The sequence below is a fragment of the Streptomyces sp. NPDC005423 genome (assembly GCF_040606415.1).
Taxonomy (GTDB): domain Bacteria; phylum Actinomycetota; class Actinomycetes; order Streptomycetales; family Streptomycetaceae; genus Streptomyces.
The window spans coordinates 137,131-157,355 of sequence record NZ_JBEXET010000014.1; the positions used below are offsets into that span (position 1 = coordinate 137,131).

General features: G+C 72.3%; 18 protein-coding genes. 10 read left to right on the top strand and 8 right to left on the bottom strand.

Translation table 11 applies throughout. The annotated features are described in order from the left end of the window. Positions 1-218: 218 nt before the first annotated feature. Entirely contained in the window at positions 219-4,925 is a 4,707-nt protein-coding gene (gltB, locus tag ABZT12_RS17630; RefSeq protein WP_356384529.1) for a glutamate synthase large subunit, read from the top strand. Continuing rightward, positions 4,918-6,381 carry a glutamate synthase subunit beta gene (locus ABZT12_RS17635; protein ID WP_356384531.1) on the top strand — a complete coding sequence of 488 codons (1,464 nt, stop codon included), beginning with the start codon at positions 4,918-4,920 and terminating at the stop codon, positions 6,379-6,381. Before gltB ends, ABZT12_RS17635 begins: the two co-directional genes overlap by 8 nt. Positions 6,382-6,497: 116 nt before the next feature. Here ABZT12_RS17635 and ABZT12_RS17640 read toward each other — a convergent pair whose 3' ends face one another. Beyond that, a complete protein-coding gene (locus ABZT12_RS17640) occupies positions 6,498-7,307 on the bottom strand; it encodes a chitosanase (protein ID WP_356384534.1) in 810 nt (269 codons plus the stop codon). Positions 7,308-7,405: 98 nt separating this feature from the next. On the opposite strand from ABZT12_RS17640, the gene ABZT12_RS17645 reads away from it, so the two are divergent. Further along, entirely contained in the window at positions 7,406-7,987 is a 582-nt protein-coding gene (locus ABZT12_RS17645) for a HutD family protein (protein ID WP_356384537.1), read from the top strand. Positions 7,988-8,027: 40 nt separating this feature from the next. Here the strand turns inward: ABZT12_RS17645 and ABZT12_RS17650 are convergent, their stop codons facing one another. Together ABZT12_RS17650 and ABZT12_RS17655 are read right to left on the bottom strand one after the other, a co-directional pair. Further along, positions 8,028-8,999, bottom strand: coding sequence for an acyl-CoA dehydrogenase (locus tag ABZT12_RS17650; RefSeq protein ID WP_356384540.1), 972 nt, complete (start codon positions 8,997-8,999; stop codon positions 8,028-8,030). Beyond that, entirely contained in the window at positions 8,999-10,138 is a 1,140-nt protein-coding gene (locus ABZT12_RS17655; RefSeq protein WP_356384543.1) for an acyl-CoA dehydrogenase family protein, read from the bottom strand. Before ABZT12_RS17655 ends, ABZT12_RS17650 begins: the two co-directional genes overlap by 1 nt. A 48-nt stretch (positions 10,139-10,186) precedes the next feature. On the opposite strand from ABZT12_RS17655, the gene ABZT12_RS17660 reads away from it, so the two are divergent. Genes ABZT12_RS17660 through ABZT12_RS17670 form a run of 3 tightly spaced genes read left to right on the top strand, consistent with a single transcriptional unit; the run spans position 10,187 to position 12,796 of the window. Continuing rightward, positions 10,187-10,975, top strand: coding sequence for an SDR family oxidoreductase (locus ABZT12_RS17660; protein ID WP_356384546.1), 789 nt, complete (start codon positions 10,187-10,189; stop codon positions 10,973-10,975). Positions 10,976-11,000: 25 nt separating this feature from the next. Then, positions 11,001-11,612 (top strand): TetR/AcrR family transcriptional regulator, encoded by a 612-nt coding sequence (locus tag ABZT12_RS17665; RefSeq protein ID WP_356384549.1) that lies wholly within the window; start codon positions 11,001-11,003, stop codon positions 11,610-11,612. A 26-nt stretch (positions 11,613-11,638) separates the two neighbouring features. Beyond that, entirely contained in the window at positions 11,639-12,796 is a 1,158-nt protein-coding gene (locus ABZT12_RS17670; protein ID WP_356384552.1) for an acetyl-CoA C-acetyltransferase, read from the top strand. 74 nt (positions 12,797-12,870) lie between these two features. Here ABZT12_RS17670 and ABZT12_RS17675 read toward each other — a convergent pair whose 3' ends face one another. Genes ABZT12_RS17675 through ABZT12_RS17690 form a run of 4 tightly spaced genes read right to left on the bottom strand, consistent with a single transcriptional unit; the run spans position 12,871 to position 16,275 of the window. Further along, the gene (locus ABZT12_RS17675; protein WP_356384555.1) at positions 12,871-13,923 is read right to left on the bottom strand and encodes a nitronate monooxygenase; all 1,053 of its coding nucleotides are present in this window, start codon (positions 13,921-13,923) and stop codon (positions 12,871-12,873) included. Beyond that, the gene (locus ABZT12_RS17680; protein ID WP_356384558.1) at positions 13,923-14,687 is read right to left on the bottom strand and encodes a CoA-transferase; all 765 of its coding nucleotides are present in this window, start codon (positions 14,685-14,687) and stop codon (positions 13,923-13,925) included. The genes ABZT12_RS17675 and ABZT12_RS17680 overlap by 1 nt, the downstream gene beginning before the upstream one ends. Further along, positions 14,684-15,532: a CoA-transferase gene (locus ABZT12_RS17685; RefSeq protein WP_356384561.1), complete on the bottom strand. Its 849-nt coding sequence runs from the start codon at positions 15,530-15,532 to the stop codon at positions 14,684-14,686. Before ABZT12_RS17685 ends, ABZT12_RS17680 begins: the two co-directional genes overlap by 4 nt. After that, positions 15,529-16,275: an enoyl-CoA hydratase family protein gene (locus ABZT12_RS17690; protein ID WP_356384564.1), complete on the bottom strand. Its 747-nt coding sequence runs from the start codon at positions 16,273-16,275 to the stop codon at positions 15,529-15,531. The genes ABZT12_RS17685 and ABZT12_RS17690 overlap by 4 nt, the downstream gene beginning before the upstream one ends. Before the next feature lie 133 nt (positions 16,276-16,408). Here ABZT12_RS17690 and ABZT12_RS17695 point away from each other — a divergent pair, with 133 nt between their 5' ends. Then, positions 16,409-17,188, top strand: a complete 780-nt coding sequence (locus tag ABZT12_RS17695; protein WP_356384608.1) for an SDR family oxidoreductase — start codon at positions 16,409-16,411, stop codon at positions 17,186-17,188. A 1-nt stretch (position 17,189) separates the two neighbouring features. After that, on the top strand, positions 17,190-18,095 hold the full coding sequence (locus ABZT12_RS17700) for an SDR family oxidoreductase (protein ID WP_356384567.1): 906 nt from the start codon (positions 17,190-17,192) through the stop codon (positions 18,093-18,095). A gap of 46 nt (positions 18,096-18,141) precedes the next feature. Here the strand turns inward: ABZT12_RS17700 and ABZT12_RS17705 are convergent, their stop codons facing one another. Continuing rightward, a complete protein-coding gene (locus tag ABZT12_RS17705; protein WP_356384570.1) occupies positions 18,142-19,029 on the bottom strand; it encodes a hypothetical protein in 888 nt (295 codons plus the stop codon). Positions 19,030-19,159: 130 nt separating this feature from the next. On the opposite strand from ABZT12_RS17705, the gene ABZT12_RS17710 reads away from it, so the two are divergent. Together ABZT12_RS17710 and ABZT12_RS17715 are read left to right on the top strand one after the other, a co-directional pair. Next, entirely contained in the window at positions 19,160-19,510 is a 351-nt protein-coding gene (locus ABZT12_RS17710; RefSeq protein ID WP_356384573.1) for a chorismate mutase, read from the top strand. Positions 19,511-19,648: 138 nt separating this feature from the next. Then, a complete protein-coding gene (locus tag ABZT12_RS17715) occupies positions 19,649-20,188 on the top strand; it encodes a response regulator (protein WP_356384576.1) in 540 nt (179 codons plus the stop codon). The last annotated feature ends 37 nt before the right edge of the window (positions 20,189-20,225 follow it).

A 20,225-nucleotide genomic window follows, 5' to 3' on the forward strand; every position in this document is an offset into this window, starting at 1 on the left:
GACCGACGGACACCGATCTGTCCGCTTCGGTCCCCTTGACTTCCACCGCTCGCGCGGTGCCCCGCCGCCACCACGCGGCGTCCGCATGTTGGAACGGCATATCCGGTTCCCGAGAATCGCTCCATCATGTAACCTGCACGAAATTTTGCACCGACTTCGCAGAGGGCCAACGTCGTCCCTATGCCCACGCATATGCCACGACGACGACGGGAGAGCCGATGCGTACGCCGCGCCAGCCGTCCCAGCACTCCGCGAATGGCCAGAACTGGTCCTTCATGGATGCTCGCCCTGCCGCGCAGGGTATGTACGACCCCCGCAACGAGCACGACGCCTGCGGCGTCGGCTTCGTGGCCACCCTCACCGGCGAGGCGAGCCACACGCTGGTCGAGCAGGCGCTCACGGTGCTGCGCAACCTGGAGCACCGCGGTGCCACGGGTGCCGAGCCGGACTCCGGTGACGGCGCGGGCATCCTGTCCCAGGTCCCGGACGCCTTCTTCCGCGAAGTGGCCGGATTCGAACTCCCCGAGGCCGGTGCCTACGCCGTCGGTATCGCCTTCCTCCCTCCGGACGGTTCAGACGCCTCCACCGAGGCCGTCTCACGTATCGAGACGATCGCGTCCGAGGAGCGGCTCACCGTCCTCGGCTGGCGCGAGGTCCCGGTCGCCCCCGGACTCCTCGGCGTCACCGCCCGTTCGACGATGCCCGCCTTCCGGCAGCTCTTCGTCTCGGACGGCTCCTCGCGGGGCATCGACCTCGACCGCAAGGCGTTCGTGCTGCGCAAGCGCGCCGAGCGCGAGGCCGGCGTCTACTTCCCCTCGCTCTCCGCGCGGACCCTCGTCTACAAGGGCATGCTGACCACCGGCCAGCTGGAGCCCTTCTTCCCGGACCTGTCCGACCGCCGCTTCGCCTCCGCGATCGCGCTCGTGCACTCCCGGTTCTCCACCAACACCTTCCCGTCCTGGCCGCTGGCCCACCCGTACCGCTTCGTCGCGCACAACGGCGAGATCAACACGGTCAAGGGCAACCGCAACTGGATGCGGGCCCGCGAGTCGCAGCTCGTCTCCGATCTGTTCGGCTCCGCCGACCATGGGCACAGTGGCTCCGCCGACCATGGGCACAGTGGCTCCGCCGACCATGGGCACAGTGGCTCCGCCGACCTTGGGCACAGTGGCTCTGCCGAGCAGCAGGGCCTCGACCGGATCTTCCCGATCTGTACGCCCGACGCCTCCGACTCGGCCTCCTTCGACGAGGTGCTCGAACTCCTGCACCTCGGCGGCCGTTCGCTGCCGCACTCCGTGCTGATGATGATCCCGGAGGCGTGGGAGAACCATGCCTCCATGGACCCGGCCCGCCGCGCCTTCTACCAGTTCCACGCCACGATGATGGAGCCTTGGGACGGCCCGGCCTGCGTCACCTTCACCGACGGCACCCAGGTCGGCGCGGTCCTCGACCGCAACGGCCTGCGCCCCGGCCGCTACTGGGTCACCGACGACGGCCTCGTCGTCCTCGGCTCCGAGGTCGGCGTCCTCGACATCGACCCCGCGAAGGTCGTCCGCAAGGGCCGCCTCCAGCCCGGCCGGATGTTCCTCGTCGACACCGCCGAGCACCGCATCATCGAGGACGACGAGATCAAGGCCGGCCTCGCCGCCGAGAAGCCCTACGGCGAGTGGCTGGAAGCCGGCGAGATCGAGCTCTCGGACCTGCCCGAGCGCGAGCACATCGTGCACACCCACGCCTCGGTCACCCGCCGCCAGCAGACCTTCGGCTACACCGAGGAGGAGCTGCGCGTCATCCTGGCGCCGATGGCCAAGGCCGGTGCCGAACCGATCGGCTCGATGGGCACCGACTCGCCGATCGCCGCGCTCTCCGCCCGTCCGCGGCTGCTCTTCGACTACTTCACCCAGCTGTTCGCCCAGGTCACCAACCCGCCGCTGGACGCGATCAGGGAAGAGCTCGTCACCTCCCTGCGCTCCTCCCTCGGCCCGGCGAGCAACCTCCTGGAGCCGACGGCCGCTTCCTGTCGTAGCGTCACCCTGCCCTTCCCGGTGATCGACAACGACGAGCTGGCCAAGCTCATCCACATCAACGCCGACGGCGACATGCCCGGCATGAAGGCCGCGACCCTCTCCGGCCTGTACCGGGTCTCCGGCGGCGGCGAGTCGCTCGCCGCCCGCCTGACGGAGATCTGCGTCGAGGCCGACGCCGCCATAGAGAACGGCGCCCGGCTGATCGTCCTGTCGGACCGCCACTCCGACGCCGAGCACGCGCCCATCCCCTCGCTGCTGCTCACCGCGGCCGTCCACCACCACCTGATCCGCACCAAGCAGCGCACCCAGGTGGGCCTGCTGGTCGAGGCCGGTGACGTCCGCGAGGTCCACCACGTCGCCCTGCTCATCGGGTTCGGCGCCGCCGCCGTCAACCCCTACCTGGCGATGGAGTCCGTCGAGGACCTCGTCCGGGCCGGCACCTTCCTCACCGGCATCGAGTCCGAGCAGGCCATCCGCAACCTGATCTACGCGCTCGGCAAGGGCGTCCTCAAGGTCATGTCCAAGATGGGCATCTCGACCGTCGCCTCCTACCGCGGCGCCCAGGTCTTCGAGGCGGTCGGCCTGGACGAGCACTTCGTCAACAGCTACTTCAGCGGTACGGCCACCAAGATCGGCGGCGTCGGTATCGACGTCATCGCCCAGGAGGTCGCCGCCCGGCACGCCAAGGCGTACCCCGCCAGCGGCATCGCGCCCGCGCACCGCGCCCTGGACATAGGCGGCGAGTACCAGTGGCGTCGAGAGGGCGAGCCGCACCTGTTCGACCCGGAGACGGTCTTCCGCCTCCAGCACTCCACGCGCACCGCCCGCTACGACATCTTCAAGAAGTACACGGACCGGGTGAACGAGCAGTCCGAGCGCCTCATGACGCTGCGCGGCCTGTTCAACTTCAAGTCCGACCGCCCCTCGATCCCCATCGACGAGGTCGAGCCCGTCTCCGAGATCGTCAAGCGTTTCTCCACCGGCGCCATGTCGTACGGCTCCATCTCGCTGGAGGCGCACGAGACGCTCGCCATCGCCATGAACCAGCTGGGCGGCAAGTCCAACACCGGCGAGGGCGGCGAGGACGCGGACCGGCTCTACGACCCGGCCCGGCGCAGCGCCATCAAGCAGGTCGCCTCCGGCCGCTTCGGCGTCACCTCCGAGTACCTGGTCAACGCGGACGACATCCAGATCAAGATGGCCCAGGGCGCCAAGCCCGGCGAGGGCGGCCAGCTGCCCGGCCACAAGGTCTACCCGTGGGTCGCCAAGACCCGGCACAGCACCCCCGGTGTCGGTCTGATCTCCCCGCCGCCGCACCACGACATCTACTCCATCGAGGACCTCGCCCAGCTGATCCACGACCTGAAGAACGCGAACCCGCAGGCGCGGATCCACGTGAAGCTGGTCTCCGAGGTCGGTGTCGGCACGGTCGCCGCGGGTGTCTCCAAGGCGCACGCGGACGTCGTCCTCATCTCCGGCCACGACGGCGGTACGGGCGCGTCCCCGCTGACCTCCCTCAAGCACGCCGGCGGCCCCTGGGAGCTGGGCCTCGCCGAGACCCAGCAGACCCTGCTGCTCAACGGGCTGCGCGACCGTATCGTCGTGCAGACCGACGGCCAGCTGAAGACCGGCCGTGACGTCGTCATCGCCGCGCTGCTGGGCGCCGAGGAGTTCGGTTTCGCCACCGCGCCGCTCGTCGTCTCCGGCTGCGTCATGATGCGCGTCTGCCACCTGGACACCTGCCCGGTCGGCATCGCCACCCAGAACCCGGTGCTGCGCGAGCGGTATGCGGGCAAGGCCGAGTACGTCGTGAACTTCTTCCGGTTCATCGCCGAGGAGGTCCGCGAGATCCTCGCCGAGCTGGGCTTCCGCACCATCGAGGAGGCCGTCGGCCAGGCCGGGACGCTCGACGTCGAGCGCGCCGTCGACCACTGGAAGGCGCAGGGCCTGGACCTGGCCCCGCTCTTCTACGTGCCCGAACTGCCCGACGGCGCCGCGCTGCACCAGGTCGTCGGCCAGGACCACGGTCTGGAGAAGGCGCTCGACAACGAGCTGATCAAGCTCGCCGCCGACGCCCTGTCCGCGGCCGGCGCCGCCGATGCCCAGCCGGTCCGCGCCCAGGTCGCGATCCGCAACATCAACCGCACGGTCGGCACCATGCTCGGCCACGAGGTGACGAAGAAGTTCGGCGGAGCGGGTCTGCCCGACGACACCATCGACATCACCTTCACGGGCTCGGCGGGCCAGTCGTTCGGCGCCTTCCTGCCGCGCGGTGTCACGCTCCGCCTGGAGGGCGACGCCAACGACTACGTCGGCAAGGGCCTCTCCGGCGGCCGGGTCATCGTCCGCCCGGACCGGGGCGCCGACCACCTCGCCGAGTTCTCCACCATCGCGGGCAACACCATCGCCTACGGCGCGACCGGCGGCGAGCTGTTCCTGCGCGGCCGGAGCGGTGAGCGGTTCTGTGTCCGCAACTCCGGTGCCACGGTGGTCTCCGAGGGCGTGGGCGACCACGGCTGCGAGTACATGACCGGCGGCCGGGCGGTCGTCCTGGGCGAGACCGGCCGCAACTTCGCGGCGGGCATGTCCGGCGGTGTCGCCTACGTGATCGACCTCCTTCCCGAGAACGTCAACGTGGGCAACGCCGGCGCCGTGGAGGCGCTCGACGACACCGACAAGCAGTGGCTGCACGACGTGGTGCGCCGGCACGCCGAGGAGACCGGTTCGACGGTCGCCGAGAAGCTGCTGGCGGAGTGGCCCGTCTCCGTGGACCGCTTCAGCAAGATCATTCCCAGTGCCTACAAGGCAGTGCTCGCCGCCAAGGACGCCGCCGAGCGAGCCGGTCTCTCCGAGACCGAGATCACCGAGAAGATGATGGAGGCGGCGATCAATGGCTGACCCGAAGGGCTTCCTGAACCACGGGCGCGAGGTCGCCAGGTCCCGCCCCGTCGACGTACGGCTGAAGGACTGGAACGAGGTCTACGTCCCCGGTTCGCTGCTGCCGATCATCAGCAAGCAGGCCAGCCGCTGCATGGACTGCGGTATCCCGTTCTGTCACAACGGCTGTCCGCTGGGGAACCTGATCCCCGAGTGGAACGACTACGCCTACCGCGAGGACTGGACGGCCGCCTCCGAGCGGCTGCACGCCACGAACAACTTCCCGGAGTTCACCGGCCGGTTGTGCCCCGCTCCGTGCGAGTCGGCGTGTGTGCTCGGCATCAACCAGGCGCCGGTCACCATCAAGAACGTCGAGGTCTCGATCATCGACAAGGCGTGGGAGACCGGTGACGTCGCCCCGCAGGCCCCCGAGCGGCTCTCCGGCAAGACCGTCGCGGTCGTCGGCTCCGGCCCGGCCGGCCTCGCCGCCGCCCAGCAGCTGACCCGGGCCGGCCACACGGTCGCCGTCTACGAGCGCGCGGACCGCATCGGGGGCCTTCTCCGGTACGGCATCCCCGAGTTCAAGATGGAGAAGCGGCACATCAACCGCCGTATCGAGCAGATGCGCGCGGAGGGCACCCGCTTCCGCACCGGTGTCGAGGTCGGCCGCGACCTCAAGGCCACCGACCTGCGCAAGCGCTACGACGCGGTCGTCATCGCGGCCGGCGCCACCACCGCCCGTGATCTCCCCGTCCCCGGGCGGGAGTTGACGGGTGTGTACCAGGCGATGGAGTACCTGCCCCTGTCCAACAAGGTGCAGGAGGGCGACTACGTCACCGCCCCGGTCTCGGCCGAGGGCAAGCACGTCGTCGTGATCGGCGGCGGCGACACCGGCGCGGACTGCGTCGGTACGGCCCACCGCCAGGGCGCGGCCTCCGTCACCCAGCTGGAGATCATGCCCCGCCCGGGCGAGGAGCGGAACGCGGTCTCCCAGCCCTGGCCGACCTTCCCGATGCTCTACAAGGTGACCAGCGCGCACGAGGAAGGCGGTGAGCGGGTCTACTCCGTCAACACCACCCACTTCGAGGGCGACGAGGACGGCAACGTCCAGTGGCTGCACCTCGTCGAGGTCGAGTTCGTCGACGGCAAGCTGACCCGGAAGCCGGGCACCGAGCGCAAGATCCCCGCCCAACTGGTCACCCTGGCCATGGGATTCACCGGCACCGACCGGCAGAACGGACTGGTCGACCAGTTCGGCCTGGGCCTCGACGAGCGTGGCAACATCGCCCGCGACGCCGACTTCCAGACCAACGTCCCCGGTGTGTTCGTCGCCGGTGACGCGGGCCGCGGCCAGTCCCTCATCGTGTGGGCGATCGCGGAGGGCCGCTCGGCCGCCCGCGGCGTCGACCGCTTCCTCACCGGCGTCAGCGAACTGCCGGCCCCCATCCGTCCGACGGACCGTTCACTGATGGTCTGACGGTCGCTCGAAAGAAGCGTCCCGTACAAAGGCGTACGGAACACTGTGCGGCGCCCGCCAAGTCCCCGACCGGACCGGCGGGCGCCGCCGCACGTCCGCGTCCGACTCCCGCTCATTCAGGCCACCTCGTACGTCTCGCCGTACACCTTCCACACCAGCGGCGTCCGCAGGGCGAGGTTGCCGGCGGCCAGGAATCGGCGCTGCGCGGTGTCGATACGGGTGGTGTCGATGCCGGGGTGCTCCGCCCGCATCGCCGTCCGCCGGACATCGAGGAAGGCGCCGAGGTACGCCTGCTCCGAGCCCCCCTCGGCCGGGGTGCGCGCCCTGCGCATCGCCTCGGCGCGCAGGCCCTCGAAGCCGTCCTGTCCCGGGCCGTGGAAGACGATCGCGTCGTAGTAGACGAACTGCCCGAGCGCGCCCAGCCCGTCGAGCGCGGCCCGGCGCACCGCCGGGTCGAAGTAGACACGGTCACGCTCCGCGTCCTGGGCGGCCCGGAAGGCGGGCACCTTCGCCTCCGCCTTCCAGGCCGCCGGGAAACCGGGGTCGAGTCCCTGATGGGAGTCCGTGCCGTCGACCTCGCGCAGGGCGGGGAGGTAGCGGGCAAGTCCGTTGCGGGGATGGGCGGTTGTGTAGCCCTCCAGCAGGGTGAGCAGATCGTGGGTGCCGGTGCAGAAGCCGATGATGCCCGCCGTGTAGCCCTGGCCGTCGCCGATGTCCTCGACGTAGCCGTACGCGCTGCGCCAGTCGAGGGTCGCGTTCTCGGCGCTCGCCACGAGTTCCTGGGCGAGTTCCTTCGCGGCGGGGGACGCCAGTGCCACCGCCTCCCGCCGTCGTGCCGCGGCGTGGTGCGGGGAGGCGAGACCGTAGGCCGTCACCGCGAGGACGACGGGGAGCACGGTGAGGAGCAGGGCACCGGCACGTTTCATGGCGCACAGAGTAGGGCGGTGGTACATCCGGATTCCCGCCCCTTGGGAGACCTTGACCAAGGGCGGTGCGGTGGTGCCCGGTGGCGTAGCCTCGTCCGGTGATCCGCTTCCTGCCCGCCGCCGCGCGCACCGCCGTGCCCTGGAAGAACGGCGGCGGTGTCACCCGTGAGATCGCCGTCTCACCCGAGGGCGCCGGCCTGGACGACTTCCGCTGGCGGGTGAGCCTGGCCGAGGTCGGCGCCGACGGGCCGTTCTCGGCCTTCCCCGGCGTCGACCGGAACCTCATGGTCGTCGAGGGCGCCGGGCTGGAGCTCACGGTGGGCGGTGAGCGCGGACTCGTCGACTCCCGTTACGTGCCAGGGGAGTTCAGGGGCGACCTGCCGACGGAGGGCCGGCTGCTGGACGGTCCCGTGGTGAACCTCAACGTGATGTGGCGCAGGGGCGACGGCCGTACGGCCCCCACGGTGGCCGTGGTGTGCGGCCGGCTGCCCCTCCTCGCGGACGCGCTGGTCGTCGCGCTCGACGGACCCGCGGAGGTGGCCGGCCTGACCCTCGGGCCGTACGACGCCGCGCTGTTGACCGGCGAGGAGCGCGTGCTGCACGCGCGGGGCCGCTGCGCGGTGATCGGACTCGGCGCGGCGGCGCACCGGAAACTCACGAGCGGCGACCACCGCCCCTGAGCCCGTCCAGCCCGTTCATTCCGTGCAACCCTTCAACCCTTCAACCCTTCAGCCCGCTGAGGCCGCCGAGCCCTTCGAGCACGGTGGCCCGGCACTCGCCCGGGCCGCCCCAGGCGGTGCGCAGGGCGCGGGCCTTGCCCAGCCACAACGACAGGTCGTACTCCGCCGTGTAGCCGATCGCGCCGTGCAGCTGGAGCGCCGTACGGGCCGTCGTGCACGCCGCCTCGCAGGCGGTGACCTTCGCGGCGGCCACCTCGGCCGGGGCCATCGACAGGGCGGCCCCGAACACCAGCGGACGCGCGAACTCCAGGGCGATCCTGGCATCGGCGAGCCGGTGCTGCACGGCCTGGAACGAGCCCACGGGCACCCCGAACTGCGTCCGCTGCCGTACGTACGCGACGGTCCGGTCGAGCAGCGCGAGCCCGACGCCGAGCGCCTGGGCGGAGACCGCGAGCCGGGCCAGGGTGACGGCGCGCTCCACGGGCGGGGCGGGGTCGAGGAGTTCGCCGCCGGGGGCGAGCGCAGTGAGCCGGCGGGCCGGGTCCAGGGACGGGCGGACCGCGCCGTGCCCGGGGGCCAGCCGCAGCCCGCCGGCGTCCCAGGTCAGCCGGACGGCCGCCGCGTCACCGTCCAGGGCGTACGACCCGGAGGGCGCCGCCGTCGCCATCGCCTCGCCCGCCGCCAGCGAGGCCAACAGCCTTTTGGCGGGAGCGGGTGCGGCGAGCAGCGCGGCGGCGGCGACCGTCTCCACCAGCGGCCCCGGCACCGCGTGCCGCCCCAACTCCACAAAGGCGACGGCCAGTTCGACCGGACGCAGGCCCGCCCCTTCGTAGGCTTCCGGCACCGCCAGCGCGAACACCCCGGCCGCCGCGATCCGGCGCCACAGCGCGCGCCCGCTTCCGTGCTCCCCGCGGCTCCACTCCCGTACCACCGCGGGTGTGCCGGCCGCCGTCAGCATCGCGTCCAACGAGGCGGCGAACGCCCGCTGTTCGGCGTCGAGGAGGAAGCGCATCAGCGGCGTCCCTTCGGCAGGCCGAGCAGGCGCTCGGCGATGATGTCGCGCTGGATCTCGTTCGTGCCCGCGTAGATCGGGCCCGCGAGGGAGAAGAGATGGCCCTCGGACCAGTCGCCGTCCGCCAACTCGCCCTCCTCACCCAGCAGATCGAGCGCCGTCTCGTGCAGGGCGAGGTCGAACTCGGACCAGTACACCTTGATCAGGCTGGACTCCGGCCCGACGGTCCCGCCGTCGCGGAGGCGGCAGGCCGCCGCGTAGGCGAGGAGCTGGTAGGCGCGGGCGCCGATCACGGCGTCGGCCACCCGGTCCCGGAACACCTCCGGGCTGCCCCGCCGCCGCCAGAGGTCCAGCAGCCGGCCGGCCGAGGCGAGGAAGCGGCCGGGGGAACGCAGCGTCAGCCCGCGCTCGTCGGCCGCTGTCGACATCGCCACCCGCCAGCCGTCGCCGGGCGCGCCGATCACGTCCTCGTCCGGCACGAACACCCCGTCCAGGAACAGCTCCGCGAAGGCGGGCTTCCCGTCCAGGCGGCCGATCGGGCGGACCGTGACCCCGGGCGCCCGCAGGCCGAACATCAGGTACGTGAGCCCCTGATGCGGCCTGGGCAGCCCCGGCTCGCTGCGGAAGAGACCGAAGGCGCGGTCCGCGAAGGCCGCCCGCGACGACCACGTCTTCTGGCCGGTCAGCAGCCAGCCGCCCGCCGTGCGCTCCGCCCGGGAGCGCAGCGACGCCAGATCCGAACCCGCCTCCGGCTCCGACCACGCCTGCGCCCAGACCACCTCGCCGGTCGCCATCGGCGGCAGCACCCGCGCGCGCTGCTCCGGCGTGCCGTGGCCGAGGAGGGTGGGGGCGAGCAGGCTGATCCCGTTCTGGCTCACCCGGCCCGGGGCGCCCGCCGCGTAGTACTCCTCCTCGAACACCAGCCGGCGCACGAGGTCCGCGTCCCGTCCGCCGTACCGGGCCGGCCAGGACACCACCGACCAGCGGTCCCCGGCCAGTTCGGCCTCCCAGGCGCGATGCGCCGCGAACCCCTCCGCCGTCTCCAGCGAGGGCAGCGCGACGGGCGGCACATGGGCGGCGAGCCAGGCGCGCGCCTCGGCGCGGAACGCCTCCTCGGCGGCCGTGAAGTCGAGGTCCATCAGCGACGATCCTTCCCTAACAAGTGTTTGGTAGGTTAGCGTGGTGCCATGACAGGCGTCGAGAGTCCGGCGTACGTACCCGGCCACGGGCTGCTGACGGGGCGCACCGCCGTCGTCACCGCCGCCGCCGGGGCGGGCATCGGCGGCGCCACCGCGCGCCGCTTGCTGGAGGAGGGCGCGCGCGTCCTCATCAGCGACGCCCACCCCCGCCGGCTCAAGGAGTACGAGACCGCGCTGGCCGCGGAGTTCGGGCCGGAGTCGGTCGGCGCGCAGCCCTGTGACGTCACCGACGAGACCCAGGTACGGGACCTGTTCGCGGCGGCCGTCGAAGCGCACGGACGCCTGGATGTGGTCGTCAACAATGCGGGCCTGGGCGGGACTTCGGACCTGGTCGAGATGACCGACGAGCAGTGGACGAAGGTGCTCGACGTGACATTGAACGGCACGTTCCGGTGCACCAGGGCCGCCCTGCGGCTGATGCGGGACTCCGGCGGCGGCGTGATCGTCAACAACGCCTCGGTGGTCGGCTGGCGGGCCCAGACCGGACAGGCGCACTACGCGGCGGCCAAGGCCGGGGTGATGGCCCTGACCCGGTGCGCGGCCCTGGAGGCCGCCGAGCACGGCGTGCGGATCAACGCCGTCTCGCCCAGCCTCGCCATGCACCCCCACCTGGTGAAGGTGACCAGCCCGGAGCTGCTGGCCGAACTCACCGCCCGCGAGGCCTTCGGGCGGTACGCGGAGCCCTGGGAGGTGGCCAACGTGATCGTCTTCCTGGCGTCGGACTACTCGTCGTACATGACCGGCGAGGTCGTCTCCGTGAGCAGCCGGCACCCCTGATGACCGCACCGACCACAATGGGCCCGTGCCTACGAAGAAGAAGCCCCCGGTGACCGCCGCGCCCGCCCGCCGCCGTGAACTCCTCGCCACCGCCGCCGAGGTCTTCGCCGAGCAGGGCTACAACGCCACCACCGTCCGCAAGATCGCGGACCACGCGGGCATGCTCGCGGGCAGCCTCTACTACCACTTCGACTCCAAGGAATCGATGCTGGAGGAGATCCTGCGGACCTTCCTCGACGAGCTGTGGGACGGCTACGACACCGTCCTGGCCGCCGGACTCGGGCCGCGCGAGACCCTCGAAGCCCTGGTCACCGAGTCCTTCCGGGAGATCGACCGGCACCGCGCCGCCGTCGCGATCTACCAGAAGGAGAGCCGGCACCTCGTCGCCCAGGAGCGGTTCGCGTTCCTCACCGAGTCGCAGCGCGGATTCGAGAAGGCGTGGCTGTCCACGCTGGAACGCGGGGTCGCCGCCCGGGTCTTCCGGGCCGACCTCGACGTCCGGCTCACCTACCGGTTCGTCCGGGACACGGTGTGGGTCGCCGCGTCCTGGTACCGGCCCGGCGGACAGCACAGCCCGGAGGAGATCGCCCGGCAGTACCTCTCGATGGTGCTGGACGGGATCGCCGTACGTCCATGACTCATGGCTGATTTTGGGGAGTTGGCATGGCCGAGGCCTATATCGTCGAAGCGGTCCGGACGCCCGTCGGGCGGCGCGGGGGAGGGCTCGGCGCGGTCCACCCGGCCGACCTCGGGGCGCATGTCCTCACCGCGCTGATGACCCGCTCGGGGATCGACCCGGCCGCCGTCGAGGACGTCGTCTTCGGGTGCCTGGACGCGGTCGGACCGCAGGCCGGCGACATCGCGCGGACCTGCTGGCTGGCGGCCGGGCTGCCCGAGGAGGTGCCGGGGGTGACCGTCGACCGGCAGTGCGGCTCCTCGCAGCAGGCCGTGCACTTCGCGGCACAGGCCGTACTCTCCGGCACCCAGGACCTGGTCGTCGCGGGCGGGGTGCAGAACATGTCCCAGATCCCGATCGCCTTCGCCTCCCGCCGGGCCGCCGAACCGCTGGGACTGACGGAGGGCCCCTTCGCGGGCAGCGAAGGCTGGCGGGCGCGGTACGGCGACGCGCCGGTCAACCAGTTCGCCGGCGCCGAGATGATCGCCGCGAAGTGGGGGATCAGCCGGCACGACCAGGAGGAGTTCGCGCTGCGCTCCCACGCGCGGGCGGTACGCGCGGCCGACGAGGGCCGCTTCGTGCGGGAGACCGTGGCATACGGTTCCGTGACGGCCGACGAGGGCCCCCGCCGGGACACCTCCCTGGAGAAGATGGCGGCCCTGAAACCGGTTCTCGACGGCGGCACCATCACCGCGGCCTGCTCCTCCCAGGTCTCCGACGGCGCGGCGGCCATGCTGCTGGCGTCGGAGCGCGCGGTCCGCGAACACGGACTGCGCCCACGGGCCCGCGTGCACCACCTGTCGGCCCGGGGCGAGGACCCGATCCGGATGCTCTCGGCGCCCATCCCGGCCACCGCCCACGCCCTGAAGAAGACCGGCCTGTCGATGGACGCGATCGACCTGGTCGAGATCAACGAGGCGTTCGCGCCCGTGGTCCTCGCGTGGCTCAAGGAGACGGGCGCCGATCCCGACCGGGTCAACGTCAACGGCGGCGCGATAGCCCTCGGCCACCCCCTGGGCGCGACCGGCGTCCGGCTGATGACCACCCTCCTGCACGAACTGGAGCGCACCGGCGGCCGGTTGGGCCTACAGACGATGTGCGAGGGCGGCGGCCAGGCCAACGTCACGATCATCGAGCGGCTGTGAGCGGCTGTGAGCGGCTGTGACGGCTCGGAAACGCCGCGCGGCTGTGAACTCGGGAACGGCTGTGGTCCCCGGCGTCAACCGCGCGCCGGGGGCAGCCCGTTCAGCACCTGGTCGGCCTCCTCCATGATCCGCTCCACCAGCTCCGCACACGACGGCAGATCGTCGATCACCCCCGCGACCTGGCCGGACGCCATCACCCCCAGGTCCGAACGGCCGTCCACCATCGCAGACTTCAGCAGCATCGGCGTGTTGGCGGCGAGCAGCACCTGGCTCCAGGCCAGGTCCTTGCCGTGCTTCATGGCGAGGCCGTCGCGGATCATGCCCGCCCAGGTCGATCCGGAGAGACGGCGGAAGGCCGCCGCCCGGCGCACCGCCCGGACCAGGGCTCGCGTACGGCCGGAGCGCTCCAACGCCTCGACGAACTCCGTGCGGAGCATCCGGTGGGGCAGCCCGTCGACCGCCGTCGTGACGGTGACGTCCTTGACCGTCGCCGCCAGATAGGCCGCCTTCACCGCGTCCGGGACGGTCGAGTCGGAGGTGAGGAGGAAACGCGTCCCCATGGCGACGCCCGCCGCCCCGTACGCCAGCGCCGCGACCAGCCCGCGCCCGTCGAAGAAACCCCCCGCCGCCACGACCGGGATGCCGACCGCGTCCACGACCTGCGGCAGCAGCACCGTCGTCGCCACCTCGCCGGTGTGCCCGCCGCCCTCCCCGCCCTGCACGATCACCGCGTCCGCACCCCAGGCGGCCACCTTCTCCGCGTGCCGGCGCGCCCCGACCGACGGGATGACGACCACCCCCGCCGCCTTCAGCTCGCCGATCAGACCGGGGGAGGGCGCGAGTGCGAAGGACGCCACCCGCACCCCCTCCTCGATCATGATCCGCACCCGCTCGCCCGCGTCCGCCGCGTCCGCCCGCAGATTCACCCCGAACGGCGCCCGGGTACGCGACCTGACCTCCCGTATCGCCTCGCGCAGCCGGCCCGGGCTCATCGTCGCGGAGGCGAGGATGCCCAGCGCCCCCGCGTTGGCCGCCGCCGAGACCAGGCGCGGGCCCGCCACCCAGCCCATTCCGGTCTGCACGATCGGCAGGCGGACCCCGACCAGCCGGGTCAGCGCGGTCTCCATTAGGCCGTCACCCCCTCCGGCACCTCACGCGCCCGCGTGTTCCCCGGATCGAGCACCTCACGGATCAACCGCAGCTCCTCCCCGGTCGGCTCGCGGGTGGACGGCACCTCGTCCGGGACGGTGAGCGCGAACCCCGTCGCCTCCCGTACCCGCTCGGCGCTCACCCCTGGATGCAGCGAGGCGAGCCGCATCGAGTGGTCGGGGGTGTCGAAGTCGAAGACGCCGAGGTCGGAGACGACCCGGGGGAGGTGGTGGAAGCGGGCGGTGCCCGGGTGCTCGGCGGCCCGGTCGTACCCCACCCCGCACACCATGTCGACCTTCGCCACGAACACCCGCGGCGAGTGCCTGGGGACCCAGTAACTGGTCGGATTGTTGAGCGTGTTGACCGGTGCGCCGCGCACCCCGAGCAGCTGCCGCTTCGGGCGGGCCCAGTCGCCGATGCAGGAGATGTTCTGGTTGCCGTACCGGTCGATCTGGCTGGCGCCCATCATCACGTGCCGCCGCCCGCTCGCGACGAGGGCCAGATGCTGCCGGTAGGGCAGCCATCCCTCCGGCGTCCCGTCCGGCCGGACGAGCGTGGCCTCGCCGTCGGTGAGCAGCAGGTCCGGTGAGAAGGTCAGCCGGGCCAGCCGCGCCCCGATGGACGGGATCACTCCCATCGGGCTCGCCAGGATCTCGCCCGCGTCCCGCCACGCCTCGGCGCAGGCGATCACGCAGTACTCGGCCCGGGTGGGGGAGGGGGAAGTTTCGTTCTCCGTGTTCATGACCGCTCCTCGTGCCAGGACCGGACCGCCGACCGGTAGGCGTGCTCGTCCTTCCCGAGGAACCGCCCGGCCCACTCCGGCCAGGGCGTGCTGGCGTACTCCCTCTGGAAGGCCTCGTCGCGCGGGTAGTCGGGCACGCAGGAGGTGAAGTGCGCGCCGTTCGGCGCCTCGATGACGCCTGTCACCGTGTGCCGCTTGATCAGCAGCGTCTGCGGCGCGGCCTCCTTCGTCAGCTCGGCCGTGTCCACGATCCGCTCGCAGGAGACGTACGCGGTGTCGGCCGCCTCGCAGAACAGGTCGTCGAAGTAGGGGTCGGGGCCCAGATACCGGCCGTTGCCCAGCCGGTCCGCGCGTCCCACGTGGACCAGCGCCGCGTCCATCCGCAGGGCCGGCATCGCGACGAACGTCTCCCCGTCGCCGTAGGGTGAAGTCACCGTGCGCAGGCCGGGGTTGACCCGCATCACGTCCGAGCCGAGGCCCGCTCTGACCGGCAGGAAGGGCAGTCGGCCGGCAGCGGCGCGCAGTCCCCACATGAACATCGCCTCGTCGACCTCCATGACGTCGAGTGCCCCGCTCTCGCGGGCCGCGCGGTAGTGCGGCTCCAGGGGGATCGAGTCGAGCGTCACGAAGGCCGCCACCAGCTTGCGGATGCGGCCGGCCGCCGCGAGCATCCCGACGTCGGGACCGCCGTACGACACGACGGTGAGGTCGGTGAGGCCGGACCGCAGTACCGCTCTCACCAGCGCCATCGGCTTGCGGCGCGAGCCCCAGCCGCCGATGCCGAGGGTCATGCCGTCGGCCAGCCGGGAGACGACCTCCTCGGCGGTCATCGTCTTGTCGCTCACCCGCGCCCCTCCTTCCCGAAGGCGTCACGGACCCGGTCGGCCACTCCGCTGACGCTCGCCTCGAAGGTGAAGCCCTGTTCGAAGCGGTAGCTGCGGCGGACGTCGACGGGGTCGACACCGTTGATCGCGGACTTGGCCAGCCGGATCAGCTCGCCGTCCTTGGCGGCGATCTCGCCCGCCAACTCCATTGCCGCCGCCCGTAGTTCGGCGCGCGGTACGACCCGCCACACCGAGCCGTGCGCATGCAGCTCGGCGGCGGTCGCCGTGCGCGAGGTGTAGTACAGCGCCCGCATCAGATGCTGCGGGACCAGCCGAGCCAGGTGGGTGGCGGCGCCCAGCGCGCCCCGGTCCAGCTCGGGCAGCCCGAACGTGGCGTCCTCGCTCGCCACGATCACGTCCGCGTTCCCCACCAGGCCGATGCCGCCGCCCAGGCAGAAACCCTGGACGGCCGCCACCACCGGCACCTCGCACTCGTACACCGCGGCGAACGCCTCGTAACACCCGCGGTTCACCCCGACCAGGGCCGACCGGCCCCGTCCCTGTATCTCCTTGATGTCCACGCCCGCGTTGAAACCGCGCCCCTCGGCGGCCAGCACCACGCAGCGCACCTCGTGGTCGCGGCCGGCCGAGCGCACGGCGTCAGCCAGCGCGAACCAGCCGTCCACCGGCACCGCGTTCACCGGCGGGAAGTCGACCGTGACGACGGAAATCCCCTTTTCCGGGGTGGAGGTGGAGACACCCATGGACGCATCAGCTACCTTTCCACCAAACATTTGTTAGGTGCGAGACCTCGAAGCTAGCAGCCGGAGATCCCGAGCGGGAGGCCCTGTGGACAACTCGCCCGACCCGCCGCCCCACCATGCGACCGGCCGGCCCCTGAGCGGCAGGACCGTCGTCGTCACCGGCGGCACCCGGGGGGTCGGCGCGGGGATCGCGCGGGCCTTCGCCGCGGCCGGCGCCGAGGTGCTGACCTGCGCGCGCAGACCACCCGAAGTGCCCGTGCCAGGAGCCGAGTTCAGGCCGCTGGACCTGCGCGACCCGGCCGCCGTACGGGAGTTCTTCGGCGGTCTCGGCCGGATCGACGTGCTGGTCAACAACGCGGGCGGCACGCCGTACCGCAGGCTGGCCGAGGCGGACGCCGAGCGGCACGCGCGGGTCGTCGAGCTGAACCTCCTCGCGCCGCTGGCCGCCTCGCTCGCCGCGCACGACGGGCTGAGCCGGGCCAGGGGGTCCGTGATCATGATCGGCAGCGTTAGCGGCGGCCGGCCCTCGCCGGGTTCGGCGGCGTACGGCGCGGCCAAGGCCGGAGTGGAGAACCTGGCCCGCTCGATGGCCGTGGAGTGGGCGCCGGACGTGCGCGTCAACACCCTGGTCGTCGGCATGGTCCGCACCGAGCGCTCCCACCTCCACTACGGCGACGAGGACGGTCTCGCGGCCGTCGCCCGCACCGTGCCGCTCGGACGGCTCGCCGACCCCGCCGACGTCGGCGCGGCGGCCGTGTTCCTCGCCTCCGACGCCGCCGCCTACATCAGCGGGGCGAGCCTGCTGGTGCACGGCGGCGGGGAGCGGCCCGCCTTCCTGGACGCCGCGACCGCCGACCGACCGGCCGCTGACCGAACGACCGCCGACCGACCCACCGTCGACAGGGAGACGTGAGATGAGCGGAATCTGTGACGGCCGGGTCGTCGTCGTCACCGGTGCGGGCCGCGGGCTGGGCCGGGCGCACGCCCTCGCCTTCGCCGCCGAGGGCGCCCGTCTCGTCGTCAACGACCTCGGCGTCGGCCTCGACGGCACCCCGGGCCCGGACGGTCCGGCCGCCCGCGTCGCCGCCGAGATCCGCGCGGCGGGCGGCGAGGCGGTCGCCCACGGCGGTGACATCGCCACCGACACCGGCGCCGCGTCGCTGGTGACCACCGCCCTCCGGACCTACGGCCGGCTCGACACCCTCGTCAACAACGCGGGCTTCCTGCGCGACCGCATGCTCGTCAACCTCGGCGAGGACGACTGGGACGCCGTCCTGCGCGTCCATCTCAAGGGCCACTTCCTGCCCCTGCGACACGCGGCGGCCCACTGGCGGGCGGAGACCCGGGCCGGCCGCGCACCGGCGGCCCGGATCGTCAACACCAGCAGCGGAGCAGGCCTGTTGGGCTCCCTCGGGCAGGGCAACTACAGCGCGGCCAAGGCCGGGATCATCGGCCTCACCCTGGTCGCCGCGGCCGAGTTCGCGCGCTACGGCGTCCAGGTCAACGCGATCGCGCCGGCCGCCCGCACCCGGATGACCGAACGGGCCTTCGCCGAGACGATGGCCGCTCCCGCCGACGGTTTCGACGCGATGGCCCCGGAGAACGTCTCGCCGCTGGTCGTCTGGCTCGGCTCCGCCGCGAGCGCCGGTGTCACCGGCCGCGTCTTCGCGAGCGAGGGCGGCCGGATCACCGTGATGGAGGGCTGGCGGCCGGGGCCGAGCGCCGACAAGGGGGCACGGTGGACGCCGTCGGAGGCGGGAGGCGCGGCGCTGAAGCTGCTGGCGGAGGCGGAGGTCCCGGGGGCGGTGTACGGGGCGTAGCCGACAGGCTGGTGCGGTCACCGCGCCAGGGCAGGGGTGGAACCCCTCAGGTGTCGCACTCCAGCACCGTCCGGCAGAGCGCGCACCGTGCCCGGACCCGCCCGCGTACCGGCACCCTGATCTTCTGCCCGCAGGTGGGGCAGGGGAACGAGACCCGGAGCCCGCCGTCCCCGTCCGGTGTGAACGCGTAGGAGACCCCGGCGCCGGCGCCCGCGGCCGCGGCGTGCCGCCGGTCGTGGGCGTACCGTCTGCGCCCCGCCCACCCGGCCGCGGTCAGCGGCGGCTGCCGCTCGTCGGCGCGCGCCCGGGCCATCCCCTCGCCGTACGCGGTGTACGCCTGCGGGCTGGTGAACCACACCGACGGATCCTCCCCGAACACCAGCGCCCGCTTGGCCAGCACGTACCCGAACTCCTCTGGTGTGAGGTACCCGAGCTTCTGCGAGGACGCCGCGTCCTGCCGGAACGCGTCGAGCAGCAGCCAGCCCGCGCCCAGGTACGTCGCCGCCGTGTCCGTGAGGATCTCGTTCTCCCGGACGCCGGGGAAGGACAGGTCGAGGCGGTGCAGGTAGACGTGCATCACCTCGTGCGCGAGAGCCGCGCCGATGTCCCGGCGGTGGGTGCGGAACCGGTCGTTCAGCTCGACGAAGTACTCGGGCCCGGCGGTGAGTTCGACGTTCGCGGCATGGGTCATCTCCCGGAAGCCGACGATGAGCCGGGCGTCCGGCAGCCGGTAGTGCCGCACCATCTCCCGGGCCACGCGCTGCGCCCCGAGATGCAGGTCGTCGGTGTCCGCGAACGCCACGTCGACGGGGGCCAGACTGGTCGCGAACATCCGGACGGTGTCGTGGGACAGCCGCCTGTAGAGCGCGGTGATGGCGGCCCGCACCGTCTCCAGATGCGGGAACCCGTGCTCGACCGGCCCGTCGTCCGCCACGTCCGTACCCCCAAAGACGCCCTGAACCGTCTCCACTGTAGGCCGTCGCCCCCGCCCGCCGCGCCGTCCGGGACGGCTCCGTCGGTCCGCCCGTGACCGGCGGAGCGCCTGCCGCGTAGGGTGGTCGCCCATGACCACCAGCACCAACGGAACGGGTGACGTCGACCCCGCCGTGCGCGAGGAACTCACCCGGCTGCGCGACAGCATCGACAACATCGACGCGGCCGTCATCCACATGCTCGCCGAACGCTTCAAGGCGACCCAGCAGGTCGGCCGCCTCAAGGCCGTGCACCGGCTGCCGGCCGCCGACCCGGCCCGCGAGGCCCGCCAGATCGAGCGGCTGCGCACCCTCGCCGAGAACGCCCGGCTGGACCCCGCGTTCGCTGAGAAGTTCCTCAACTTCATCATCGCCGAGGTGATCAGGCACCACGAGCGCATCGCGGAGGACACTGTCAACAACGGTTCCCCGGCCGCGAGTTGAGGGAACCGACCCGAATCAGGCGTGACAGGGAGCCCGTCGGCGGGCATGCTGCGCTGTGCACTCCCTGTCAGTCGACGGGCACAACCCGTCAAGTCCCGGACATACGCTGGTAGTCCCCCGTGGAAGGGACGTCGGGCCATGCCGTCGGATGCCAAGATCCTCATCGTCGACGACCACGAGGGCACGCTGTACGCGCTGGAGAGCGCGCTGGCCCCGCTGGGCCACCGGCTCGCCCGCGCCACCAGCGGCGACGAGGCGCTCAAACAGGTTCTGCGCGGCCAGGTCGGGCTGCTCCTGCTCGATGTGCGCATGCCCGGCGTCAGCGGCCTCGACGTGGTCGGCTACCTGCGCCGCCTGGAACAGACCCAGCACATCCCCGTCCTGCTGGTCACCGGCTTCGGCCCGGACGCCGAGACGACCTCCGCCGCCTTCGCGCTCGGCGTCGCCGACCTCGTCATGAAACCCGTCGACCCCTGGTCCCTGCGCACCAAGGTCCGCTACCTCTACGACGCCCACATGCGCCGGCTCGCCCTGGAGGCGGAGGTGCGGGAGCTGCGCGCGCTGCTCAAGGACCACCCCGCCGCCCGCCCGGCGCCGCCGCAGCCGGGCGCCCACGTGCCCGTGCAGCGCGACGCCCGGAACCCGGCCGACACGGCCTCCGCGCGCGACCGGACATAGGCCGCGTACCGGACCCCCTCTGTGCGCTGCCCACGGC